Below are 17795 nucleotides of genomic sequence, written 5' to 3'. Positions count from 1 at the left end.
GACGTGATTTTTAATCTAAGATCAGCCTAATTTAGTGAGTTGGCAAGTGTTGTAGTGTATAGAGTACACAGTTCTCATGCCTCAAGGCAATAATTTAAAAGTTAAAAAGTTTACTAATTATAGCGTTTTTATTGCCGGATAATCGATTTATCAACGGTTTTAATTAATAAATAGACTATGGGCACGGCTATTGCCTTAGGTGTTTAACTTAATAATTTAATCATGAGAGATATTTTAGCGACGGCGCTACACATCTTTGTTATTTTAATGATGGCCATCTTTGTAATAGGTGGCATACTTGCCGCAACCGGTTCATTTGATCACTGGGGAGATCGTTACAGATTAAAAAGACGACGACGCCGTTTGCTGCGAGGCAGGTTAAAAACACCTGACAACAGCAACAGTTCAGATCAGATTAGTAACCGCAACATGCCTTATGCATCATCTAATCCCGAGAAAGCTTCCGTGACTTACCGCGGTAGTTACAACTATCACAGCCATAACGCTGCTTAACAAACACAATAGCATACAGCCCCGCCTAACGCGGGGCTTTTTGATTATGTACACTCTGATTGGGATTTGCGCTTTGATTACTACAGAAAATTTCGGAACATTTACCTCTCAGCAAAAATTTGTATTTTCAGCGGCATAATGTCAACCTACAAAGATCATCAGTTCCACAGCGAGAAACCCAGTCATTTATGGAACTACATTCAACAACCGCTATTATCCTTATTGAACAAAGATAACAACAGCTGCATCCTTGACTTAGGTTGCGGCAACGGCTATTTTGTAAAACACCTGTTATCTTTAGGCTTTAACGCTTATGGTATAGATGCGTCTACCCAGGGAATAGCTATCGCAAAAAAAACCCATCCGGATAACTTTTACCTGCAAGACCTGTCTGAAAATAATCTTCCTGAAGAGATCCGCCATTTGAAATTTGATACGGTAATTTCAACAGAAGTTATCGAACACTTGTACAATCCGTTTACGTTTATGGATCTGTGTAAAGATGTGCTACGTGAATCAAAAGGAGAATTGATCATATCAACCCCTTACCACGGTTACCTTAAAAACCTGGTGCTAAGTATTTTCAACAAGTGGGATATACATACTAATCCTGTAGCAGTAGGTGCGCATATCAAATTCTGGTCGCAGGACACTTTAGGGAGGCTCTTAACCCAATCCGGTTTTACCGTGACAGATTTTGTAGGATGCGGCCGTTACCCCTACTTGTGGAAATCGATGATCATGAAGGCTAAAATCAATTAAGGCTTTTCTTTAAATCACTTAAAAAAACAAAGGGTTACTGCTTTTAGCACTAACCCTTCGCAAACGTTTGAGCGTAAGCTCAAAACATATACTATTCTATCACGCTAACCTTAAGCATGTTAGTTTTGCCTTGTTTTACAATTGGCACAGCAGCAGTGTTAATTACCACATCACCAGCATTAAGCAATTGCTCGCTTTTAAGGATGTTATTAACATCCGCGATGGTTTGATCGGTACTTTCTGTTTTGTCATAATAAAATGCCCTTACACCCCAAACCAAACTTAATGCATTCAGCAGGTGCCTGTTCGATGTAAAGATGTAAGTACCGGCTTTAGGCCTGTAGCTTGATATTTCAAAAGCAGTGTAACCGCTAACCGTCATGCTCACAATACCTTTAGCATTGGTATGCTCTGCCAGATAAACTGCCGAACCGCAAAGTGCATCGCTCAGGTAACCTGCAGATGCTGTGTCGCTATTCTCTGCTTTTGAAGCATTAAACGGATAACCCAGGTCTTCCACATTACGGACAATCTTAGCCATCGTTTCGATAACAATAACCGGGAATTCACCAACAGATGTTTCGCCGCTTAGCATTACCGCATCGGCACCATCAAGTACAGAGTTGGCCACATCATTCACCTCGGCACGTGTTGGGCGCGGTGTGGTTATCATTGATTCCAGCATCTGCGTGGCAACAATTACCGGTTTAGATGCATCGCGGCATTTACGCGCTATCATCTTTTGTAACAATGGTACTTCCTCTAACGGGCACTCTACACCCAAATCGCCACGGGCAATCATTACACCATCAGTAGCGGCAATAATATCGTCAATATTGTCAATCGCTTCCGGTTTCTCAACCTTGGCAATAACACGGGCAGCTTTGCCGCTTTCGCGGATGATGCGTTTAAGATCGATAATATCAGCACCGGTACGCACAAATGAAAGCCCCACCCAATCAACATCCCAATCCAGGGCGTATTGCAGGTTTTCCAGATCCTCCGGCGTTAAGCTTGGGATGGAAACTTTGGTATTTGGTAAGTTAACCCCTTTACGTGATGTTAAGATACCACCGTGCACAACCTCGCAAATAACGGTGTCTTTACGGTTGGTTTCAATAACCCTTAGCTGCAGCTTTCCATCATCAAGCAAAATAATTTCATTAGCCTGTACATCCTGGGGGAATGTTTCATAGGTAATGTAAATCTGGTTATCATCACCAATGCACTCATTGGTAGTAATATTAATGCGGGTACCATTTATTAAATGGATACCACCGTCTTTTACCAAACCAATACGAATTTTAGGGCCCTGCAAATCGGCAAGGATACCTACGTTGGTTTTATACTCGGCGTTTATCTCCCTGATCAGGTCGATAAATTTCTTGTGGTCTTCAGGCTTTCCGTGCGAAAAGTTTAAACGGCATACGTTTAAACCTGCTCTGATCATGGCTAATAAAGTTTCTTTTTTAGCGCAAGCCGGGCCCATTGTGGCAACAATCTTAGTACGGTTATAGTAAAATTTCATATTATCAGGTTAATCTGGCTGTATTCGTGTTACAGAATGTGTATTAATTACACATCTAAATTTCCGCTAAAATAATAGATTTTCGCGTGATTTTATTTTTTTTGGGTCAATCTTTACTGCGGCAACAATTTCGGGTATTTTATTAAGGTTATAAATCATGTTTTCCAGGTCGGTATCATCAATATAATTCTTTATCAAAATAAAATAATCGGCCTCGCGCATTTCGGGCACAAGATAGCCTTCGCTGCCCTTATTACCAATAAAATAAAAATCTGTTTCGGTAGTTTCCCAGTGATAGTTGTATAACGAAAATAATACAGGGCCGCTTGCCTGGCTGATATCTATTTTAAGATCATCTGCTTTAGCGAAATTAAAGTTCAAATACTTGTTTATAAGGTAGCAGATCCGGTAATCTTTTAGGGACGACGTGAGGGCGATAAGTATAAAATCAAAATCGATCTCAAACTTTAAATTTTTCCTGTTCAAAATCATTACTTTTACTGCGTTAAAATTACAAATCGAAACCTTTGCAATAAAATTTTGTTCGTACAATTATGCAAATGTTTTTAGATTTGATATTTAACAGAATTTATTTTTCTTTGCACTGAAATTTTATTAATCATTAAACTATAAAGACTATGTCTGATATCGCTTCAAGAGTAAAAGCTATTATCGTGGAAAAACTGGGTGTTGACGAAAGTGAAGTTACACCAGAAGCAAGCTTCACCAACGATCTTGGTGCTGACTCGTTAGACACCGTGGAATTGATCATGGAGTTTGAAAAAGAATTTAACGTTGCAATTCCTGATGATCAGGCTGAAACTATCGGCACTGTAGGCCAGGCTGTTGCTTACCTTGAAAAAAACGTTAAATAAACTCCTTACATCTGTTAAATGGAGTTCAAAAGAGTTGTAGTGACCGGGCTTGGAGCGCTTACTCCAATTGGTAACACCGTTTCTGAATATTGGAACAGTTTGATCAATGGGGTAAGCGGCGCTGCCTTAATTAAGAGTTTTGATGTAACCCACTTCAAAACTAAATTTGCCTGCGAAGTAAAGGGATTTGACGCTGAAGGTTTTTTGGGCCGTAAGGAAGCCCGTAAGCTGGATCCATTTGTTCAATATGCTTTATTCTCGACAGAGGAAGCTGTTAAAGATGCCGGTTTAGATTTTGATAAGCTTGATACCAACCGTATCGGCGTTATCTGGGGATCAGGCATTGGTGGTTTAAAGACGTTTTTGGATGAGGTTGTCAACTTTGCAAAAGGTGATGGCGTACCAAAATTCAACCCGTTCTTTATCCCTAAAATGATAGCAGACATAGCACCCGGCCATATATCTATCAAATATGGTTTACGCGGGCCCAACTTTACCACGGTTTCTGCATGTGCATCATCAAACAACTCACTTATTGATGCCTTTAACTATTTGCGCCTTGGTAAGGCCAATATGTTTATCACAGGTGGTTCTGAGGCTATTATCAACGAAGCCGGCATAGGTGGTTTTAATGCTATGCACGCGCTATCTACCCGCAATGATGATCCTGCTACGGCATCGCGCCCATTTGATCTGGACCGCGACGGTTTTGTAGCCGGTGAAGGTGCAGGTACTATTATTTTGGAAGAGTTGGAGCACGCCTTAAAACGCGGTGCAAAAATCTATGCCGAAATGGTAGGTGGCGGCATGAGCGCTGATGCTTATCACATGACCGCTCCGCATCCGGATGGTTTAGGTGCATCGCTGGTAATGAAAGCCGCTCTGGAAGATGCAGGTTTAACCCCTGCCGATATCGATTATGTTAACGTTCATGGTACATCAACCCCCATTGGTGACCCACAGGAAGTGAAAGCTATACAAGACGCTTTTGGCGACCGGATCTATGATATCAACATCAGTTCAACAAAATCAATGACAGGCCACTTATTGGGTGCTGCCGGTGCTGTTGAAGCAATTGCCAGTATCCTGGCACTTCAAAATGATATTATACCGCCAACCATTAACCACTTTACAGACGACCCTGCATTTGACCCTAAAATTAACTTTACATTTAACAAGGCACAAAAGCGCGTGGTTAATGTAGCACAAAGCAACGGCTTTGGTTTTGGTGGCCATAACGCATCGGTGATATTTAAAAAATATCAGCAATAATCTCGTTGGATGCCTATTAGTCGCTTTTACAAGCTTTATTTTTCACCCAACAGAAAGTATGTTAAGGTTTTAAAGAATTTGCTCGGTTTTGTACCGGGCAATTTATCTTTATACCGGTTAGCATTCCGTCACAAATCGGCAGCGCAAAACATTAAAAAGGGTGTAAAGAACAGCAACGAACGCCTGGAGTTTTTGGGCGATGCGGTTTTGGGCAGCGTGGTTGCCGAAGTGCTTTTTAAGCTTTATCCGTATGAGGATGAAGGCTTTTTAACCGAATTAAGATCTAAGATAGTAAGCCGTAACAACCTTAACGCCCTTGGTAAAAAACTGGGTTTCGATAAGCTGATCGAGTTCGATAGCAAAATGATGGCTTCCGGCAGGCAAGGCTCTTTATTGGGCGATGCCTTTGAGGCTTTGATAGGAGCTGTTTACCTGGATAAGGGTTACGATTTTACCCGGAACTTTTTGGTGAACCATATCATTAAATCGCATATTGACATCCATACGCTTGAACAAACCGAAACAAATTTTAAGAGTAAGCTGATTGAGTGGTGCCAGCGCCACGGCAAGGATATTACGTTTGACCTGGTAACCAACCAGGAAGGCGAAAGCGCTAAACTTTTCACTGTACAAGCCAGTGTAGACGGCGAGATCATGGGGTCGGGCAAGGAATTCAGCAAAAAGAATGCTGAAAAATTAGCAGCCGAAAAAGCATGTACCGCTTTAGGAATTTGATCAATCTGTTTTCTAATACAACTTCTCCAGTTTCATTTTATCCCCGCCCTTTTTGTAGCCTTCGTATGCCTTTTTGATGTTGTTGATCAGGTCGTAATCGCTCCATGTTTTTACATCAATAAATTGCGGCCGGTAATATTCCATAAATTTTGTTGTTGTGCTATCCGGGGCACCGGTAACCCGCATTACCATCGCCTTGGTATACTTGGTGTCTACCGTGGTTTCTTCACTTTCGCGTTTTGCAAAAGCCGCAAAACGGCGCAGATTTTTAGCGTCTTTACTAAATAGCTCGTACATACCTGTAATGGGCGAACCACCTATAGGCAAGAAGGTAGTAACGGGAGGTTTACCATCATAATACAAACCCTTTTTGCGATATATACTCATTACTTCCCCAAGTTCCTGCTTCTTGGTTTGCCCGCGTACCACTACCTGGTCTAACTGAATCTCGGGCTGCAGGTAAACCACCATATCATACCCGTCATAACTTTGCTTTTGCGGCGTAAACCCTGTTTTGTTAAATATTAATGTGTCACCTTTTATGGCTGTAGTTAAAAAGCCTCCGCGGTCATCACTCATCATAATTAAATGGCTACGCATATTGGTTACCAGTACATTAGCCAATCGTTCTGAAGAGATTTTCTTATACACCGTGCCCTTAACAGCATTTGCCTGCTGGGCATTGGCAAATGTGGTTACACTAAAGCAGAATATCAAAAAAGCAAAAATACGCTTCAAACCGGGGTAATTAATTGTACAAACTTAACTATTGCAGATGGCTTTAAATGTGAAAAAATGTTAAAGTAAAGATATGCAGGTAACCGCTGGGCTGATAATTTGGAAAGTTATATGTTGCGGACTATCAGAGTATTCGGACTTTCGGTCTAAAAACTTATCTTTGCACATGATAAAATCCATGACAGGGTATGGAATTGCCAGCTTCGATTCGGGCCGGATCAAATACACCGTTGAGATAAAATCCCTGAACAGCAAATTTCTCGAACTGTCTTTACGTTTGCCCAAGATCTTTTCTGAAAAAGAATTTCAGCTGCGTAACGATTGCAGCAAACAGATCGATCGCGGCAAGGTAAACCTGTCTATCAATGTAGAGCAAGCTAACTCGAGCGTTAAAGCCGCCGGGATAGACCGGGAATTGCTTAAACATTATTATAATCAGCTTAAATCGGTAAGTGAAGAACTGAACCAACCTGCGGATAACTTACTTCAGCTGGCCCTGGGCTTGCCCGAGGTGGTGAAATATGAAGAAGAATCGGTATCTGACGATGAGTGGAAATTGGTTGAAAAAACCTTTCAACAGGCAATGGCGGCTTTTCAGCAATTCCGCAGCGACGAGGGTAACGTTTTGGAGCAGGATATTAAAATGCGTATTGGCATTATCCTGAAAAACCTGGAATTGGTAGAAGTAGAGGAGCCTAAACGCATCCCCGCTATTTGTGAACGCCTAAATCAGTTTTTAACCGAAGCAACAGGTGCCGAAAGCATCGATAAAAATCGTTTTGAGCAGGAACTGATCTACTACATCGACAAACTTGACATAACAGAAGAAAAAATACGGCTAAAAAGCCATTGCGATTATTTTTTAGAAACCTTAAAAAATGCCGATGCTAACGGTAAAAAGCTGGGTTTTATATCGCAGGAAATTGGCCGTGAGATTAACACACTAGGCTCTAAGGCTAACGATGCAAACATGCAGAAGCTAGTTGTTGGCATGAAAGAAGAGCTTGAAAAAATTAAGGAACAACTTTTAAATGTGTTGTAAAGTTGAAACGTTATAAGGTTGAAATGTTAAGCGCTTCCACTTTATAACTATAAAACCTTATAACATTACCATAATAAATGAAAGACGGTAAACTCATCATATTTTCTGCTCCATCCGGTGCCGGTAAAACCACTATTGTACACCACCTGCTGGGTAAAATTCCTAATCTTGAGTTTTCTATCTCAGCAACTACCCGCCCGGCCCGTGGCGATGAGGAACACGAAAAGGATTATTACTTTATTAGTAAAGAAGAGTTTTTGCACCGCATTGCCAAAAAGCAGTTTGTAGAGTTTGAAGAGGTTTACTCCGGCACTTTTTACGGCACCCTGCGCACAGAAATTGAGCGGATATGGCAAAAAGGCAAAACCGTTATTTTTGATATCGATGTGGAGGGCGGTATGCACCTTAAACGTAAGTATGATGGCCAGGCCCTGGCTATTTTTGTACAGCCACCATCTTTAGAAGTATTAAAAGAACGCCTGAGCGGCCGGGGTACTGATAGCGAGGAGAAATTGCAGGAACGTTATGCAAAAGCTGAGAAAGAATTAAACTACGCCCCCCAGTTTGATATTATCCTTAAAAATTACGATCTTGAAACGGCATGTGCAGAAGCCGAGAAATTGGTGGGCGATTTCATAGGTTCTTAGTTGATGGTAACTGATCGCCACAACTCGTAATCAACGGCAGCTGCAAACAAATGCTTGCATAACAAACGGAATGTTTGCTATGATCCATCAACTATTAACAATCAATACGAATGAAGATAGGCCTGCTATTCGGATCATTTAATCCTATCCACATAGGGCATTTAATTATAGCCAATTACATGGCTAACCACACAGCGTTAGATAAGGTTTGGCTGGTGGTATCGCCCCAAAACCCGCTCAAAAAATACGGCGACCTGATAAACACTTATGACCGGTTGGAAATGGCCAAACTGGCAACAGACAACTCGGTTAACATCACTGTAAGCGATGTCGAACTAAAATTACCACAGCCATCATACACAATTGATACCCTTGCGTTCTTAAAGGAAAAACACCCGGAATATGAATTTGTGCTTATCATGGGATCGGATAACCTGGCTACGCTGCATAAATGGAAAAACTACCGCCTTATCCTGCGCGATTACCAGATATTTGTATACCCCCGCCCCGGTTATGAAAACGCTGAACTGGCCGCTCACCCATCGGTAACCATCACCATGACACCGCAAATGGAACTCTCGGCAACCTTTATCCGCAAATCAATCGCCGAGAAAAAAAACATCCAGTATTTTGTTCCCGACGCAGTGCTCAGCTTTATTGAAAGTAAAGGGCTATACAGGGTTTAATTTTCAAAGTTTATCTTTGCAATGTGAGCGAAAAAACCATTTTAAAACTACAACTGCCTACCGACCCGCTCTGGGTAAAAAATGTAGTAGAAAGTAATATCGAAGAGCTACTTACCGACCATGCCTACTGCGAGCAGAAAGCGGCCAGCAATGCAATCACATTAATTGTTCAGAACCCTAATTTAAGCGATGTGGTGCAGGAGATGATTGCCCTGGCGCAGGAAGAAATGGAGCACTTTAAAATGGTGCATGCTATTTTATTAAAGCGTGGCTACACACTGGGTAAAGAGCGCCGTGATAACTATGTGAATGAGCTGCGCAAATTTATGACAGCAGGGGGCAGCCGCGAGGCACAACTTATTGACAGGTTGCTGCTATCGGCAATGATAGAGGCCCGAAGCTGCGAGCGGTTCAAAGTACTGTCAGAAAATATTAACGACCAGGAACTTTCTGAATTTTATCATGAGCTGATGATCAGCGAGGCTACTCATTATGCCATGTTTTTAAGGCTGGCTAAAAAACATGCTGTAGATATTGATGTTGATAGCCGCTGGAAAGAATTCCTGGCGTATGAAGCCAAAGTGATTCAAAACTACGGCAAGGGTGAAACTATCCACGGGTAATATATCAACATATATCCCTCCTACCAACTGTAAACCCAAATATATAGTTGGCTGACAACGAAAATTAAATTCAGACATTGTCTGGCCTGATAAGTGATATGCAATTTTAACGCACTATTTAAAGCGATTCGAAGCCGACTATATTGCGCAGATAATTATCCATCATGTCAATGTCGATCAGATCGTTCATATAACCGATATACATATCCGGGCGAACGATAATCGCTTTGCGGGTTTTGGATGCAACTTCAAATGCATCGAACACTTGCTGGTTTTTATCTGATGGCGGCAGATGGAAGAAATTTAGTGCACCGGCATAATTTTGTGTAATCCATTTAGCCAGTGTAAAAAGATACGTTTCGCTTACCTCACCCAATGTAATCAGTGTGAAACCGGGTTTGTTGCACCATGCATGGATATCGGTATCGGCTTGTTGTTTCTCGTCATAAATAGTTAGAAAAGGCAGCCGGTCGCCGGCTTTAACACGGGTTACTTTACCTAACTGTAAATTGATCTTGCTATGCGGATAGGCAATACCCGTTTGCGATACCCGCTTAAAAAAATAATCTCTTAACTTGTTATTACCCCATACAAATTTAAATCCACTGGGTACTACGTATTTTTTTAACAGGCTACTAAACCAGCTTCGCGATGTAATAATGTTGAAGATGCGGTCGGTTGTGTTAAGCAGGTCTTTGGCTACCGGCATTCGCTCGGCAGTATAGCTGTTTAATATAGCCGGCTTTATTTGCCTGTTGATAACTGCAGCCATTTTCCAGCCGAGGTTGTAAGCATCCTGCAAACCGGTATTCATACCCTGCCCGCCAACCGGCGAATGGATGTGCGCCGCATCACCAATCAGATAACACCTGCCTTGGCTGAACTTATCGGCCATACGATGGTGCAGTTTGTAAATGGTGAACCAATTTACATGTTCAACATTAATTTTAGTATTAGTGATCTGTTCCAGATCCGGTAACACATCGGTAAGGCTTAGATCAGGTTTATTTTCTAATCCGTCGGGCAAACTTGCTACAATGCGGAACGAGCGATCCTCGGGCATAGGAAAAAACCCTGCGAAACCTTTTTTATCAAGGTAAAGGCTTACCACATCAGGACCAGGACTATTAAGCAGTTTCAGGTCGGCAAGGTAAAATTGATGCTGGTAGGTATCGCCTGTAAACGAAATATTTAATTGTTTACGTACTGCACTGTGCGCACCATCGGCGCCTACTACATAATCGCAGGTGAGAGTATTTGTATTATCACCATCTTGTAAAGACGCGGTAATGCTGTGATTATTTTGGGTAAGTGCTGTAAGAGTAGTGTTCCAAAATACCGGGCAGCATGCCTGGGTGAGATAGTCCAACAGCAGTCGCTCATTTTTGCTTTGCTGATACAGATGGATAAACGGATACAAGGTTTGCGCGGTACCCATATCTTTAAGAGATACGTGGGCCAGTTTAATCCCGTTTTGATAATAAGACATACCACCGGCCTGCTTGCCGCCGCTTAATACTTTATCTACAACGCCTAATTGCCGGTAAATCTCGAGCGAGCGGGCCTGCACGGCCAGCGCCTTTGACTGATTAGTTGGGCCTTGTTTGCTGTCAATAATAACCGGCTGCACACCGTTACGCAATAGTTGTGCGGCCATCATCAACCCGGATGGGCCGGCGCCAACTATAAGCACGCTGGTATGTTTTGGCAGGCTGATCATTTATCCCGCATGAAAGAGTAAATATATGGCAGGACGCTTGCGCAGGTCAGGCACCTGCTTTTGCCAGTCGGCAATTGTAAGCGTTTTGATAAACTCTGTAGGCGCCGTGATGTCACAAGCTATAGATAATCTTGTTGATGCCTTACAAGTCTTTAAAACTTCCTGCAGCATACTATCGTTACGAAAAGGCGTCTCGATAAAGATCTGCGTCTGCTTATTCTTTTCGGCCAGGCTTTCCAGCTCCTTCAATTTCTTAGCGCGTTCTATTTTATCAATGGGTATATAGCCATTAAAAGTAAAGCTCTGCCCGTTAAAACCTGATGCCATAAGTGCAAGCAAAATTGAGCTTGGGCCAACTAATGGCACCACTTTTACACCTCTGCGGTGCGCTTCAGCAACAACATCCGCACCAGGATCTGCTATACCGGGGCAGCCGGCTTCGCTCATCAGCCCAACATCTTTACCGGCAGTTAATCCTGTAAAAAATTGCTTCAAACCTGCATCCCGGTTATGCTTACCATAATCGTGGATCAGTAATTCGCTTTGCGGTGTTGTTAAGCCTGCCTCCTTCAAAAAACGACGCGCGGTTTTTTCATTCTCGACAATGTACTCTTTGATATGATTGATCGTATCGACCAGGTAAGGGGTAAAAGACTTTGCAGCAGCTTCATCAGCAAGTGGCACGGGTATTAGAAAGAGAGTTCCGTTTGGCATAGTAACTTATATAATGCAAAAAGAGACGCGAAGTTTCGCGTCTCTTTTATATTCTTGTTATTTCAGCTTTGCCAATGCCTCGCGGATGCGCGGGATCATTTGCTGAATATCTACCAGTGTGCTTGCACCAACCGATGCCCGGAACCAGGCTACGTCATCTCCTGTTCCAAATGCAGAGAATGGCACAAAGGCTACACCCGCTTCTTTGATCAGGTAAAAGTTCACGTCGGTGCTGTTGCTCAGGATTATACCATCCGGCGTAGTTTTGCCTATGTAATCAACTTTGATGGTTAGGTAGATAGCGCCCATCGGTTCAATCGAGTCGACATTAAACCCTTCGGCTTTTAGTTGCTGCATTCCTTCGTGCAAAGTACTTAAGCTGGCCTGGATGTCCGTCTTAAGCTGATCGAGGTAAGCATCTACATAAGTATCATTACCCAGATAACCGGCCATAGCAACCTGCTCCGCTTTGGGCGACCATGCACCCATGTGGCCAACAATAGCCTTCATGTTGTTGATAATAGCCGACGGTCCAAAGCCCCAGCCCACACGCACGCCTGTGGCCGCGAAACATTTTGATCCGCCATCAATAAATACGGTATAATCTTTCAATTCCGGCCGTAGGGTAACGGGGTCAAAATGGGTATGACCGCCAAAGGTTAATTGCGAATAAATTTGATCATAAAGCAGATAAAGCGGCTTTTCGCCTTCCGTACGGGTTTTATTTTCGGCAATTATCAGGTCGCAAATTTCTTCCAGGTCCTTTTTACCAAACATGGTACCCGTGGGGTTCAGCGGCGAGCACAGTGCAAGCAGTGTAGCGCCTTTCAAGTGCGGGCGCAATTCATCCGCAGTAGGCATAAAATTATTTTCGGGGCGGGTTTGTACCAGAATAGGTTCCGCACCGGTTAAATCGCAGTAGTGATTGTTATTCCATGAAGGTGTAGGGAAAACTACCCAATCGCCCGGATCAACCAACGCCAGGTACGCAGAGTATATCAGCGGGCGCGAACCACCCGAGATAAGGATTTGGTTAGCGGAGTAATCCAAACCCATTCGGCTGCTTAAAAAACCTGATACACTCTCGCGCAGGCTAAGCATACCATCGGCCGGCGGATAATTAGTTTGGTTTTGATTATAGGCCTCAATAATGCCTTCTTTTAATTCGGCAGGGACAGGATAAATGTTCGAGTCAAAATCGCCAATGGTTAAATTGGCAATATTTTGCCCTTGCTTTTTTAACTCGTTTATTTCGCCGGCTATTTTTATAATTTCCGAACCGCTTAAATTCTGCGCTAATACTGATACTTTCATGTGTAGAATAATATAGATGGCAAATATAAGCTAAATGCAGAAAGGTAAAAGCAGAAAGCTTTTTACAAAAAAAGCGAAGCGCCAATCTGACGTCTTCGCTTTATACTTTAACAAATAAATTGTCCTACAAATATGCCTTACGCAGCCTGATTATGCGCGCCCAGTGCATCACTTTCATCACCGGGTAAACAGGATCGATCTCGAACCATTTAGCACCAAAGTTTGCATTGTTAGGGCGTTTATGGTGATTATTCTGAAACAATTCACCCAGCATAAAAAAGTCGAACGGAGTGGTGTTTTTTGATTTATCATTGTTATCAAAATTAGCGTAGCCGTATTTGTGGCCGCACCAGTTTACAATGGCGCCATGCAGCGGGCCCATCATAAAATGGATGGGGATTAAAAGATACATCCACCACTGGGTGGCAAATGCAACGTAAAAGGCAACATAAAATGCGCCGAATATTAACCGTGATAAAATAGACGAGCCAATGTAATCTAAAAACCTCCACTCCGGGTAATTGCCTTTAAAGCGCTCTTCAGGCTCTTTATTTCTTTTGATATGATCGCGGTAACTTAATACGGTATGCCACATCATCTGAAAAACATCTTTAAAAAAGTGCGGAGAGTGCGGGTCTTTTTCGGTGTCACTGTAAGCGTGGTGCTCGCGGTGCATAATTGCGTATGCGCGCGGGTTAAGGAACGATGACCCCTGAAAAACGTAAGTCATGATGTAAAACGTACGCTCGAAAAATTTATTAGTAGTAAACATTTTATGCGAAGCGTAACGATGCAGAAAAAATGTTTGGAAGAACAAGGATAGAAACCAATGCCCCAGGAAGAAAATTAATATAATCACAAAATAAAAATTAGTGTGTTGATGTTATTTATAACGATTACAAATATACGGTTTTAACCTGTAAAGCGATTTAAAATTAGTGTTAACTAATACCCCAAAATGAAGAAAAGCCGCCTGGCAATACACCAGGCGGCTTTTCTGTATATAAATTTCAGGTTACACCTGTGCGTCTCTTAACGCTTTGATGCTATCATGACCTTCGTTAATACCTTGTTGTTGTTGTGAAACAACCTGGGTATGCTGTGTAGACAAAGCACCTTCGGCCAATGCATCACGGTATGCTTTTTTAATAGCATCCTCGCCGCGCTCGCATTCTTCTAAAATGCTTTTACGGTCGTGGCCGCTAAATGTAGCTTTAACATCTAACCATGCACGGTGAATTGTACCGGTTGCAGTGTTTCCTGTTTCAACCTCGCCACCTGCTTCGCCAACTGCCTGGCTTAACTCTTGTACGTAACGACGGCTGTCGCTCGCGAATTTCTCAAATACTGCTTTAAGGTCAACGTCGACATTGCCTAAATCTTTTGATGCGCGCTCAAAGCCATCTATACGGTCGTTGTTAATTTCAATTAGATCATTTAAAACTTCAACTGATTTTTCTGTAGATTCCATAATAGTAGATATTGTTTGTTTTGTTACTAACTATACAACTACCCTGCCAAGTTTAAGTTCAAATTAAATAACCTATAAAACTTGGTTAATCTTTATCAAGGGCAACTGTTTTATTTAATTAGTCATTTAAATGAATACCAGGTGCCCCTGTTTACAACCTGCTTGTATGATAATGTTGGCAACCTGCTTTTTAAAACGTACATTTTAGAAAGTGGCGGTTATCAACAAAAAAAGGCAGCCATAAGGCCGCCTTTCTATAAATGACTAAGTATTTCAGCTTATGCTTTTTCTGTTTTAGCTGATTGATTGATAGTACCTTCTGCAACCTGTGTTAAAATTTCATCAGTTTGTTTTTCTTCCTGCAGGGTTGCATCAAGCAATTCTACTGCTTCGGCATAACCTAGTACACCGGCAAGCGTTTTAAGCGTACCGTATGAAGCAATTTCGTAATGCTCAACTTTCTGGCATGCAGAAATTATACCTGCATCGCGGGTTATGCTGCCGTCTTCGGTGCTTTCAACAATCTCTTCAGATTCTTTGATCAAACCAGCCATAGCTTCACATTTTTTCGCAGTAGCTTTTTCACCTACTACATCAAATACCTGCTCCAGGCGGGTGATCTGATTTTCTGTTTGCGTAATGTGGGTTTGGATAGCGCCACGCAATTCATCAGTAGTAGCTTTTTTAGATAATTTAGCTAACGCTTTGGTAAGATGTTTCTCTGCCCAATAGATGTCTTTTAATTCATCTATAAACAGTTCATTTAATGCCGATTCTTCAGCTATCTCTGTATTTTCCGGAACTTTAGGTGCTTTAGCAGCCTTGGTTGCCGTTTTTGATGTAGATTTTGTAGCTGCCTTTTTTGGCGCTGCTTTTGTTGTAGTTGCCATATCTTTGGTTGTTTGTTTCGTTTGATATAACAACGTGGTTTACAACCAATAGTTTGACTAATTATATTAATTATTTATATTTTTAATTTAAAAGAAGATTAGTTTTTATATAAAATGTCGCGCAGTACGGTTAGATCAGTCATTCGTTCTTTTGTTCTTAAGAAAGTACCAGCCCAGGTTAAAGGCAATAATCATGTGATTAAAAACAGTAGGTATTAAACCGTAATGTTTTTTCATAATATCAAAACGCTCCAGAAGGCTTTGCTTGTGTTTAGCCTTTGACATGCCGCCTACCAGGTATTTGGCAACATAGCCGTTAACCTTAACACTCGTTTTAGCTTTTTTAGCAGCACGAATGATCCAGTCCACATCGGCGCTGAGTTGATATTTATGGTCGTATAGATCAACAAGCGAGCGTCTAATATAGATAGCCTGATGGCTTACACTCATCCCGTAATTAAAGCTGCGCCAGGTAAAGTTGTGAGGGGCTTTATGCCGACGTTGGCCAAGGCTTTGCAGTTCATCGTTGATCATCTCTGTTTCGCCATAATAAATATCCGCATCATCTGCAGTACCGAAAACTCTGGCAATGGTATCCTCCGCATAAAATTCATCGCCTGAGTTCATGAAGATTACATAATCACCGGTAGCCAGTTTTAGTCCTTTGTTCATGGCATCGTAAATGCCTTTATCCGGTTCGCTAATAAACTTAGTGATGCGGCTTTCGTAGCCTTTAATGCTATCCAAAGTGCCATCTGTTGATGCACCGTCAATCACAATATATTCTATCTGCCCGTAGGTTTGGTTTAAAACAGACAGAATGGTCCGCTCCACATCGCGGGCGTTATTATAAACTACGGTGATGACGGATAGCGTGGGCATCATACCGCACTTCCCTCCAAAACAGACCGGTATAAATCTATATACTGTAATGCCACCTTATCGTTGTTAAATTCCCGCAAAACTTTATTGCGGGCGGCAGTGGCGAACTGCTCAGTTTTAAGGTTTAACAATTCATTTAAACCCGCAGCCAGATCTGCCGATGATTTATAATTGGCCAGGTAGCCGTTCTGCTGGTGATCAATCATATCCGGTATGCCGCCGGTATTAAAGGCTGCGCAGGGCGTGCCGCAAGCCATAGCTTCCATAATAGTGTTGGGCAGGTTGTCTTCAATAGAAGGATTAACAAACACATCTGCCATAGCATAAATTTCGGCCATGTCGTTAGGCGATGTGATAGTATTCAATTGCGTAACCGCAAATGGCAGTGTGTTGATATCGAAGTGGTTGTTTTTACCGAAGATCACCATTTCCACCTTTTCTCCCTGCGGATGATTAGCTTTTAATATAGCTAAAGCTTCTACCAGGTAAGTGATGCCTTTTCGCCTGTCGTTAATGTTGGCAGCACCAAACAATATGATTTTTGCATCCGTACTAACACCCCATTTTTTCCTCATTAACAATTTGTCTTTAGGAGAAAACAGCGCTGTATCAATTGGGTTAGGAATTACGCGGATGCTTGCATTTTTAAGTAATGAGCTTGTTTTAGCTACCTGCCCCAGCCAGTTGCTGCAAGTTACAAAACTGATATTTTTTGCCGCACTGTACATGTCGCTTTTGCGCAGCCATCCGCTATGTGATATATCGTTGTTATCGGGTTTCCGCAGAAAGTAACAATTACCGCATTGGTTCAAAAAATGATTGCAAGTGCCCGCATAGTGGCAGCCACCTGTAAACGCCCACATATCATGCAGTGTCCAAACGATTGGCTTGTTGAGGGCCAAAAGTTTTTTAAGGTCATCAATCGATAAGAAGCCGGAGTTTGTCCAGTGGATGTGCAATATATCTGCCTGCCGGATCACCGGCTCGTTGCTGATATCCGTCCCGGCATTTGCGGTCGAAAAAGCAAACCTAACCCTCCGGTCCCGTTCCTGAAACGCGATGAATGGCAGCCGCTCGCAAAAAAAGTTGAAATTGCTGCGGAGTTTATCGATAGCGTTGTGCTGCACTGTATAAACGCGGTCATTATCCCGGCGCTTGTTTTGCACTACCATGCTAACATCAACTTGCTGTTGCAGCAGGGCAGCTAACAGGCGCATACAAGCTTCTGCAGCGCCCCCGCCAGCATCAGATGTATTTATAAGCGCAACCTTCATTCCGTCCGGATCATTTATCGTGGCAAGTATAATGATACTAAAATTAAAAATTTTACTTTTGAACACTTCGTGGTATCATTACGAAGTGCAGCAGCTAAACCCGCAGTAA

At 42.3% G+C, this 17795-nt stretch carries 20 protein-coding genes; 9 read left to right on the top strand and 11 right to left on the bottom strand.

Annotated features, from left to right (window positions below; genetic code table 11):
• Positions 1-222: 222 nt before the first annotated feature.
• Positions 223-513, top strand: coding sequence for a hypothetical protein (locus ACE5CV_RS08330; RefSeq protein WP_374949709.1), 291 nt, complete (start codon positions 223-225; stop codon positions 511-513).
• A gap of 138 nt (positions 514-651) precedes the next feature.
• The gene (locus ACE5CV_RS08325; protein ID WP_374949708.1) at positions 652-1275 is read left to right on the top strand and encodes a class I SAM-dependent methyltransferase; all 624 of its coding nucleotides are present in this window, start codon (positions 652-654) and stop codon (positions 1273-1275) included.
• 91 nt (positions 1276-1366) lie between these two features.
• Here ACE5CV_RS08325 and pyk read toward each other — a convergent pair whose 3' ends face one another.
• The gene (gene pyk, locus ACE5CV_RS08320) at positions 1367-2803 is read right to left on the bottom strand and encodes a pyruvate kinase (RefSeq protein ID WP_374949707.1); all 1437 of its coding nucleotides are present in this window, start codon (positions 2801-2803) and stop codon (positions 1367-1369) included.
• Positions 2804-2869: 66 nt separating this feature from the next.
• On the bottom strand, positions 2870-3295 hold the full coding sequence (locus ACE5CV_RS08315; protein WP_374949706.1) for an IPExxxVDY family protein: 426 nt from the start codon (positions 3293-3295) through the stop codon (positions 2870-2872).
• A gap of 146 nt (positions 3296-3441) precedes the next feature.
• Here ACE5CV_RS08315 and ACE5CV_RS08310 point away from each other — a divergent pair, with 146 nt between their 5' ends.
• Genes ACE5CV_RS08310 through rnc form a run of 3 tightly spaced genes read left to right on the top strand, consistent with a single transcriptional unit; the run spans position 3442 to position 5685 of the window.
• On the top strand, positions 3442-3678 hold the full coding sequence (locus ACE5CV_RS08310; protein ID WP_031266521.1) for an acyl carrier protein: 237 nt from the start codon (positions 3442-3444) through the stop codon (positions 3676-3678).
• Positions 3679-3696: 18 nt separating this feature from the next.
• Complete coding sequence (fabF, locus tag ACE5CV_RS08305) at positions 3697-4950, top strand: beta-ketoacyl-ACP synthase II (RefSeq protein WP_374949705.1); 1254 nt, start codon at positions 3697-3699, stop codon at positions 4948-4950.
• Positions 4951-4959: 9 nt separating this feature from the next.
• Positions 4960-5685 (top strand): ribonuclease III, encoded by a 726-nt coding sequence (gene rnc / locus ACE5CV_RS08300; protein WP_374949704.1) that lies wholly within the window; start codon positions 4960-4962, stop codon positions 5683-5685.
• A gap of 12 nt (positions 5686-5697) precedes the next feature.
• On the opposite strand, the gene ACE5CV_RS08295 is transcribed toward rnc, so the two are convergent.
• Positions 5698-6423: a hypothetical protein gene (locus tag ACE5CV_RS08295; protein ID WP_374949703.1), complete on the bottom strand. Its 726-nt coding sequence runs from the start codon at positions 6421-6423 to the stop codon at positions 5698-5700.
• Positions 6424-6589: 166 nt separating this feature from the next.
• Here ACE5CV_RS08295 and ACE5CV_RS08290 point away from each other — a divergent pair, with 166 nt between their 5' ends.
• The 4 genes from ACE5CV_RS08290 (at position 6590) to ACE5CV_RS08275 (ending at position 9421) form a co-directional block, all read left to right on the top strand.
• Positions 6590-7465: a YicC/YloC family endoribonuclease gene (locus tag ACE5CV_RS08290; protein WP_374949702.1), complete on the top strand. Its 876-nt coding sequence runs from the start codon at positions 6590-6592 to the stop codon at positions 7463-7465.
• Between the two features lie 77 nt (positions 7466-7542).
• Positions 7543-8112: a guanylate kinase gene (gene gmk, locus ACE5CV_RS08285; protein WP_374949701.1), complete on the top strand. Its 570-nt coding sequence runs from the start codon at positions 7543-7545 to the stop codon at positions 8110-8112.
• Between the two features lie 110 nt (positions 8113-8222).
• Positions 8223-8798 (top strand): nicotinate (nicotinamide) nucleotide adenylyltransferase, encoded by a 576-nt coding sequence (nadD, locus tag ACE5CV_RS08280; protein WP_374949700.1) that lies wholly within the window; start codon positions 8223-8225, stop codon positions 8796-8798.
• Between the two features lie 23 nt (positions 8799-8821).
• Entirely contained in the window at positions 8822-9421 is a 600-nt protein-coding gene (locus tag ACE5CV_RS08275) for a tRNA-(ms[2]io[6]A)-hydroxylase (protein ID WP_374949699.1), read from the top strand.
• A 118-nt stretch (positions 9422-9539) separates the two neighbouring features.
• On the opposite strand, the gene ACE5CV_RS08270 is transcribed toward ACE5CV_RS08275, so the two are convergent.
• From ACE5CV_RS08270 to ACE5CV_RS08235, 8 genes are all read right to left on the bottom strand, one after another.
• On the bottom strand, positions 9540-11141 hold the full coding sequence (locus tag ACE5CV_RS08270) for an FAD-dependent monooxygenase (protein WP_374949698.1): 1602 nt from the start codon (positions 11139-11141) through the stop codon (positions 9540-9542).
• Complete coding sequence (locus tag ACE5CV_RS08265) at positions 11142-11855, bottom strand: SAM-dependent methyltransferase (RefSeq protein ID WP_374949697.1); 714 nt, start codon at positions 11853-11855, stop codon at positions 11142-11144.
• Between the two features lie 57 nt (positions 11856-11912).
• On the bottom strand, positions 11913-13169 hold the full coding sequence (locus tag ACE5CV_RS08260) for a pyridoxal phosphate-dependent aminotransferase (protein WP_374949696.1): 1257 nt from the start codon (positions 13167-13169) through the stop codon (positions 11913-11915).
• A gap of 124 nt (positions 13170-13293) precedes the next feature.
• The gene (locus ACE5CV_RS08255; RefSeq protein ID WP_374949695.1) at positions 13294-14028 is read right to left on the bottom strand and encodes an acyl-CoA desaturase; all 735 of its coding nucleotides are present in this window, start codon (positions 14026-14028) and stop codon (positions 13294-13296) included.
• Positions 14029-14184: 156 nt separating this feature from the next.
• Complete coding sequence (locus tag ACE5CV_RS08250) at positions 14185-14640, bottom strand: PA2169 family four-helix-bundle protein (protein ID WP_374949694.1); 456 nt, start codon at positions 14638-14640, stop codon at positions 14185-14187.
• Between the two features lie 278 nt (positions 14641-14918).
• On the bottom strand, positions 14919-15530 hold the full coding sequence (locus tag ACE5CV_RS08245) for a ferritin-like domain-containing protein (protein WP_374949693.1): 612 nt from the start codon (positions 15528-15530) through the stop codon (positions 14919-14921).
• 135 nt (positions 15531-15665) lie between these two features.
• On the bottom strand, positions 15666-16415 hold the full coding sequence (locus ACE5CV_RS08240) for a glycosyltransferase family 2 protein (protein WP_374949692.1): 750 nt from the start codon (positions 16413-16415) through the stop codon (positions 15666-15668).
• Entirely contained in the window at positions 16412-17752 is a 1341-nt protein-coding gene (locus ACE5CV_RS08235) for a glycosyltransferase family 4 protein (RefSeq protein ID WP_374949691.1), read from the bottom strand. Before ACE5CV_RS08235 ends, ACE5CV_RS08240 begins: the two co-directional genes overlap by 4 nt.
• Between the last annotated feature and the right edge of the window lie 43 nt (positions 17753-17795).

It is taken from the genome of Mucilaginibacter sp. (genome assembly GCF_964263795.1).
In the GTDB taxonomy this organism is placed as follows: domain Bacteria; phylum Bacteroidota; class Bacteroidia; order Sphingobacteriales; family Sphingobacteriaceae; genus Mucilaginibacter.
The sequence above is the reverse complement of the archived record's forward strand: the minus strand, read 5'-3'. Positions and strand labels throughout refer to the sequence as shown.

Excerpts from the sequence above, each read along its gene's own strand:
- ACE5CV_RS08330 (WP_374949709.1), top strand. The coding sequence starts at position 223 with ATGAGAGATATTTTAGCGACGGCGCTACACATCTTTGTTATTTTAATG.
- ACE5CV_RS08325 (WP_374949708.1), top strand. The coding sequence starts at position 652 with ATGTCAACCTACAAAGATCATCAGTTCCACAGCGAGAAACCCAGTCAT.
- pyk (WP_374949707.1), bottom strand. The coding sequence starts at position 2,803 with ATGAAATTTTACTATAACCGTACTAAGATTGTTGCCACAATGGGCCCG.
- ACE5CV_RS08315 (WP_374949706.1), bottom strand. The coding sequence starts at position 3,295 with ATGATTTTGAACAGGAAAAATTTAAAGTTTGAGATCGATTTTGATTTT.
- ACE5CV_RS08310 (WP_031266521.1), top strand. The coding sequence starts at position 3,442 with ATGTCTGATATCGCTTCAAGAGTAAAAGCTATTATCGTGGAAAAACTG.
- fabF (WP_374949705.1), top strand. The coding sequence starts at position 3,697 with ATGGAGTTCAAAAGAGTTGTAGTGACCGGGCTTGGAGCGCTTACTCCA.
- rnc (WP_374949704.1), top strand. The coding sequence starts at position 4,960 with ATGCCTATTAGTCGCTTTTACAAGCTTTATTTTTCACCCAACAGAAAG.
- ACE5CV_RS08290 (WP_374949702.1), top strand. The coding sequence starts at position 6,590 with ATGATAAAATCCATGACAGGGTATGGAATTGCCAGCTTCGATTCGGGC.
- gmk (WP_374949701.1), top strand. The coding sequence starts at position 7,543 with ATGAAAGACGGTAAACTCATCATATTTTCTGCTCCATCCGGTGCCGGT.
- nadD (WP_374949700.1), top strand. The coding sequence starts at position 8,223 with ATGAAGATAGGCCTGCTATTCGGATCATTTAATCCTATCCACATAGGG.
- ACE5CV_RS08270 (WP_374949698.1), bottom strand. The coding sequence starts at position 11,141 with ATGATCAGCCTGCCAAAACATACCAGCGTGCTTATAGTTGGCGCCGGC.
- ACE5CV_RS08265 (WP_374949697.1), bottom strand. The coding sequence starts at position 11,855 with ATGCCAAACGGAACTCTCTTTCTAATACCCGTGCCACTTGCTGATGAA.
- ACE5CV_RS08260 (WP_374949696.1), bottom strand. The coding sequence starts at position 13,169 with ATGAAAGTATCAGTATTAGCGCAGAATTTAAGCGGTTCGGAAATTATA.
- ACE5CV_RS08250 (WP_374949694.1), bottom strand. The coding sequence starts at position 14,640 with ATGGAATCTACAGAAAAATCAGTTGAAGTTTTAAATGATCTAATTGAA.
- ACE5CV_RS08245 (WP_374949693.1), bottom strand. The coding sequence starts at position 15,530 with ATGGCAACTACAACAAAAGCAGCGCCAAAAAAGGCAGCTACAAAATCT.
- ACE5CV_RS08240 (WP_374949692.1), bottom strand. The coding sequence starts at position 16,415 with ATGATGCCCACGCTATCCGTCATCACCGTAGTTTATAATAACGCCCGC.